The sequence below is a fragment of the Daejeonella sp. genome, from assembly GCF_044348475.1.
Classification (GTDB): domain Bacteria; phylum Bacteroidota; class Bacteroidia; order Sphingobacteriales; family Sphingobacteriaceae; genus Daejeonella.
Map to the genome: position 1 here is coordinate 1 of NZ_JBIKSU010000110.1, position 5,140 is coordinate 5,140.

The 5,140-nt window shown below is 37.4% G+C and carries 6 protein-coding genes; all 6 read left to right on the forward strand.

Going from position 1 to position 5,140, the window contains the following annotated elements; translation table 11 throughout:
• Positions 1-55: 55 nt before the first annotated feature.
• Positions 56-1,150, forward strand: coding sequence for a bifunctional histidinol-phosphatase/imidazoleglycerol-phosphate dehydratase HisB (gene hisB / locus ACIQZ6_RS11745; protein ID WP_395811321.1), 1,095 nt, complete (start codon positions 56-58; stop codon positions 1,148-1,150).
• On the forward strand, positions 1,147-1,740 hold the full coding sequence (gene hisH, locus ACIQZ6_RS11750; protein WP_395811323.1) for an imidazole glycerol phosphate synthase subunit HisH: 594 nt from the start codon (positions 1,147-1,149) through the stop codon (positions 1,738-1,740). The genes hisB and hisH overlap by 4 nt, the downstream gene beginning before the upstream one ends.
• A gap of 4 nt (positions 1,741-1,744) precedes the next feature.
• The gene (locus tag ACIQZ6_RS11755) at positions 1,745-2,494 is read left to right on the forward strand and encodes a HisA/HisF-related TIM barrel protein (protein WP_395811325.1); all 750 of its coding nucleotides are present in this window, start codon (positions 1,745-1,747) and stop codon (positions 2,492-2,494) included.
• Between the two features lie 99 nt (positions 2,495-2,593).
• Complete coding sequence (hisF, locus tag ACIQZ6_RS11760; RefSeq protein WP_395811327.1) at positions 2,594-3,397, forward strand: imidazole glycerol phosphate synthase subunit HisF; 804 nt, start codon at positions 2,594-2,596, stop codon at positions 3,395-3,397.
• An 18-nt stretch (positions 3,398-3,415) separates the two neighbouring features.
• Positions 3,416-4,009, forward strand: coding sequence for a bifunctional phosphoribosyl-AMP cyclohydrolase/phosphoribosyl-ATP diphosphatase HisIE (gene hisIE / locus ACIQZ6_RS11765; RefSeq protein WP_395811329.1), 594 nt, complete (start codon positions 3,416-3,418; stop codon positions 4,007-4,009).
• Between the two features lie 41 nt (positions 4,010-4,050).
• Positions 4,051-4,968 carry a WD40 repeat domain-containing protein gene (locus ACIQZ6_RS11770; RefSeq protein ID WP_395811331.1) on the forward strand — a complete coding sequence of 306 codons (918 nt, stop codon included), beginning with the start codon at positions 4,051-4,053 and terminating at the stop codon, positions 4,966-4,968.
• Positions 4,969-5,140: the final 172 nt, after the last annotated feature.

Here is a 5,140-nt window from a genome sequence, read left to right on the forward strand (position 1 = left end):
ATGAAAATGAGATATTAATTGAAGCTTTTAAAAATTTTGAGGAGTTAAATAAGCTATGAAAAAGGTATTGTTTATAGATCGCGATGGAACTATTATCGTTGAACCACCTGAAGATTTTCAGGTAGATAGCCTGGAGAAACTGGAATTCCTTCCTTTGGCAATATCTTCATTGAAAAGACTTCAGGATTTTGGATATGAGTTGGTTATGGTAACCAATCAGGACGGTCGCGGGACAAGCAGCTTTCCAGAAGAAGACTTTCAGAAACCGCATCAAAAAATGCTGGATATACTTAATAGTGAAGGCATTACATTTGCTGAAATTTTTGTGGATGATTCATTTCCCGAAGCAAACAGCCCGAATCGTAAACCAAACACCGGATTATTAACCAATTACCTGATTTCAAACCTGATCGACCTGCATAATTCTTTTACCATTGGCGACAGGGAGACAGATATCCAATTAGCAGTTAATTTAGGATGCAAGTCTATTTTCTATTCAGATCAGCCAAATGAAAAAGCGGTTTTGAGTAGTAAAAACTGGTTTGAAATTTCAAATTTCCTGACTAGAAAAAATGACCGTATCGTTGAACTTGAAAGGAATACTAATGAAACTAAAATAAAACTAAGCCTGAATTTGGATGGCAACGGGGAACACAGCATTGATACCGGATTAAAATTTTATGACCACATGCTTGATCAACTTGCCAAACATTCTGGCATTGATTTGGTTTTAAAGGTTGATGGTGATCTAGAGATTGATGAGCATCACACCATCGAAGATAGTGCGATTGCATTAGGAAAAGCATTTAAACAAGCTCTAGGAGATAAAAGAGGGATTGAACGTTACGGATTCCTATTACCTATGGATGAGGCTTTGGTACAATGCGCCATTGATTTTTCAGATCGTGCTTATTTTATTTATGAAGGAAAATTCGACCGAGAGTATGTTGGCGACTTTCCTACAGAGATGTTCGAACATTGGATGAAATCCTTTTCAGAACATGCCGGAATGAACTTAAACTTAAAAATCATTGATGGAAACAATACACACCACATGATTGAGGCAAGCTTTAAGGCCCTTGCAAAAAGCATAAAACAGGCTATAAAAATAACCGGAACTGAACTACCCAGTACCAAAGGAGTATTATGATTGGAATAGTTTATTATGGTGCCGGCAATATATTTTCGCTAACTGCTGCTTTAGATCGTCTTGGCTTAAGCTATGGAATGATCAAAACTACAGAAGACTTTGAACAATATGACCGGTATATTATCCCAGGTGTTGGACATGCCGGTTCTGCAATGCAGAAACTGAAAGATTCTGGCCTTGCTTCATCTATCATTAAATTAAAGAAACCAGTACTCGGTATCTGTGTAGGAATGCAACTCTTAACCACACATTCTGAAGAGGGCGACTCGCACCTAACAGATATCATTCCACTAGAAACCAAGCTTTTTAGTGAAATTTTAAAAGTTAAGGTGCCTCATACCGGATGGAATAAAGTTTTTCAAAATGTTGAAACACCTCTATTCAGCAACATAGCCCTAGGCTCACATTTTTATTTCGTACACTCTTATTTTATAGAATTTAATTCTAATTTTACCATTGCTTTAGCAGAATACGGAATTAAATTCTCTGCGGTTATACAAAAAGATAATTTTTACGGAGTTCAGTTCCACCCAGAAAAATCCGGACTTGCCGGAGAACAATTATTGAAAAATTTTGCACACTTAGCATAAGCCCATGTATATTATTCCAGCAATTGATATTTTAAATGGTAAAGTTGTTCGCTTGCGCGAAGGTGATTACGATCAGGTTACTTCTTATGATGTAACTCTCGAAGAGATGATCGATAAATATCAGTCGAACGGTACCGAGATTATACACATTATAGACCTGAACGGTGCTAAAAGTGATTTTAGCAATCAAAAATTTCTATTTGATATGATCAAGAAGACTGATATTAAAGTTCAGTATGGCGGTGGAGTTAGAAGTATTGAAAAAGTAAAAGAACTGATCGATTCAGGCATTCACAGAGTAATTGTAGGCACTCAGGCTTTGACCAATACTAACTTTCTTTCAGAACTAAGTCAGGAGATTTGCGGAAAAGAAAAATGCCAGGACCAGGTTGTGATAGCTATTGACGTACTCGATGAAGTAATCAAATATTCAGGATGGATGGAGAGCTCTCCTATAAAATTGATGGATTATGTTGATAAATGCCTGAATCTCGGGTTTTTTCGCTTTTTATGTACAGATATCGATAAAGATGGAAAATTAGGCGGTGCCGGTGTTAACCTATATAAGAAGCTTCTAGAACACTCCCCTTTCATTAAGTTAATTGCCTCAGGAGGAGTAAGCTCTATGAAAGATATTGACGATTTGCAAAAGATAAAAGTTGAGTCTTGTGTGGTTGGGAAAGCGATTTATGAAGGTAAAATCTCAATTGAAGAGGTCAAAGACTGGAATTTAAAAGCGCTGATTAGTTTCTAATCCTAGCCTAGTAAAAAGACACTGTTTTCTACTATTCAACAATACCTACAGAATTCTGAGCAAACAATTCTGAAAGGAGAAAAAAATTGACAAAAAGGTTTGAATACTTCATCAACAATACAACTCTCTGATACGCTGCCAGGAAATGAACTTGCAAAAAGAATCATTCCTTGTTTAGATGTTAAAGACGGACGTACAGTAAAAGGCGTTAATTTTGTTGCATTACGCGATGCTGGTGATCCTGTTGAACTGGCATATCAGTATTCAGGCCAGGGTGCTGATGAATTAGTATTCCTTGACATAACTGCCACGCATGAAAGGCGCAAAACAATGGTTGAGCTTGTTCGGTCTGTTGCTCGTCAAATAAATATTCCTTTTACCATTGGTGGAGGTATACATGAGATAGCTGATGCCGATATTTTATTAAATTCGGGTGCAGACAAGATCTCAGTAAATTCTGCAGTAGTTAGGAACCCTGAATTTATTGATGAACTGGCACTAGCTTTTGGAAAGCAGTTTGTTGTAGTAGCCATCGATACCAAACATATAAATGGTAAAAATTACGTTCATCTGAACGGAGGAAGAATTGCTACTGATATAGAAACAGAGCATTGGATCAAAGAAGCAGAAAGCAGAGGTGCTGGAGAAATTCTACTGACCTCTATGGACCATGATGGTACTAAAGCAGGTTTTGACAATAATTTGCTGAGAAAAATAAATGATATGATCAGTATCCCTCTAATTGCATCTGGTGGAGCTGGCACCGCCCAGCACTTTGTAGATCTGTTCAAAATGACCAATGTTGATGCAGCTCTTGCTGCTTCAGTTTTCCATTATGGTGAGATCTTGATTCCAGATCTTAAGATTATATTAGATCAAAATAATATTGAGGTTAGGTTATAGTCTCTAAAAACAGAAGAAATGACAATTGATTTTAACAAAAGTGAAGGCCTGGTACCCGTTATCATTCAGGATGAAAAAACACTTGAGGTACTGATGTTGGGATATATGAATGCAGAGGCTTATGCAAAGACACTATCTGAAGGCAAGGTTACCTTTTTTTCAAGAACTAAAAATCGACTCTGGACCAAGGGCGAGGAAAGTAGCAATTTTCTTCATGTTGTTTCAATTAAAGAAGACTGCGACAATGACACCCTACTAATCAGGGTGAATCCTGTGGGCCCTACCTGTCACAATGGTACCAGAAGCTGTTTCGACACCAATTATAACCAGAACTTTATTTTCGAACTAGAAAAAATCATTGAGGACCGCTATGCAAATCCAATAGAAGAGTCTTATGTAAATAAGCTCCGTGAAAAAGGCATCAATAAGATTGCACAGAAAGTTGGTGAAGAAGGTGTTGAGACCGTAATTGCTGCGTTGAATGAAACAGAAAATGATTTTATCAATGAAGCATCCGATCTGATTTTCCACTTACTGGTATTAATGAGAGAAAAGAACGTTAGTTTATCAACCATTGCGCAAAACCTAGAGAACAGACACGCTGGGAAATAATAATAAGCATTTCAGACCATCAAGTACTGCACTGAAATAAAATGATCCAGATTCAAAATACTGCAACCCTATCCGGTCATCAAAACCCAATCTACACGGTAGAAAACTCGCAGAAAAAAGGTATATTTTTTACTGCCGGCAATGATAAAGGGGTAGTTGAGTGGAGCTCAGAGACACCTGGTTTTATAAAGGTGTTGTTCCCAGTAATTTCATCTGTTTATTCACTGCATTGCCCAGCTTCGGCACCACTGCTTCTTGCAGGCGAGCGCAACGGACAAGTTGATGTATTTAATTTTGAAGAACAAAGAATCAGTACTGTTTTACATTTTCATAAGCTTCCTGTTTTTGACATCAAATCAGTTGCTTCAAAAAATGAAGTATTACTTGCCTCAGAAGATGGCACAGTCTCAGTATGGGATCTTACTGATTTAAAAATGCTCTACAGTTTCAAGGTTTCCGATGCAGCTGCAAGGGTGATCAGTATCAGTCAGGATCAAAAAACCGTAGCTTTTGGTTGTAAAGACAATACAATCAGGGTGTATGATCTGAAAGATTATAGCCTTTTATATATTCTTGATCAGCATACCATGCCAATAAGTTCATTACAATTCTCACCAGATGGCAAACAGTTGCTTTCAGGAAGCAGGGATGCTCAATTGAAAGTATGGAGCACTGTTGATTATTCACTGATTCAAAGTATACCTGCACATCTTTTTGCTATCTATTCGATTGCCTTTCACCCCACGCTACCCTATCTGGCAACAGCAAGTAGAGACAAGAGTATTAAGATCTGGGATACTGAAAACTTTGATCTGAAAAAAACGATCAGTATTGAAAAGGGATATGATTGCCACCACTTATCTATCAATAAAATAATATGGGAACCAATTAATAATGAGCTGATTTCAGTTAGTGATGATAAATTGTTGAAGATTTGGAGAGTGGAATTTGAGGAATAAGTTATCTGTTATCAGTTGCCTGTTGTCAGAAGAACGAGGGATGAAGTCTGAGGTAGGAGGTGCTGTTATGAAATGAAGTAGAATCTATCTCAATACGCAATACTCAATACTCGTTATCTGTTATCTGAGGTATGAAGTCTGAGGTAGGAGGTGCTGTTATGAAATGAAGTAG

Excerpts from the sequence above, each read along its gene's own strand:
- hisB (WP_395811321.1), top strand. The coding sequence starts at position 56 with ATGAAAAAGGTATTGTTTATAGATCGCGATGGAACTATTATCGTTGAA.
- hisH (WP_395811323.1), top strand. The coding sequence starts at position 1,147 with ATGATTGGAATAGTTTATTATGGTGCCGGCAATATATTTTCGCTAACT.
- ACIQZ6_RS11755 (WP_395811325.1), top strand. The coding sequence starts at position 1,745 with ATGTATATTATTCCAGCAATTGATATTTTAAATGGTAAAGTTGTTCGC.
- hisIE (WP_395811329.1), top strand. The coding sequence starts at position 3,416 with ATGACAATTGATTTTAACAAAAGTGAAGGCCTGGTACCCGTTATCATT.
- ACIQZ6_RS11770 (WP_395811331.1), top strand. The coding sequence starts at position 4,051 with ATGATCCAGATTCAAAATACTGCAACCCTATCCGGTCATCAAAACCCA.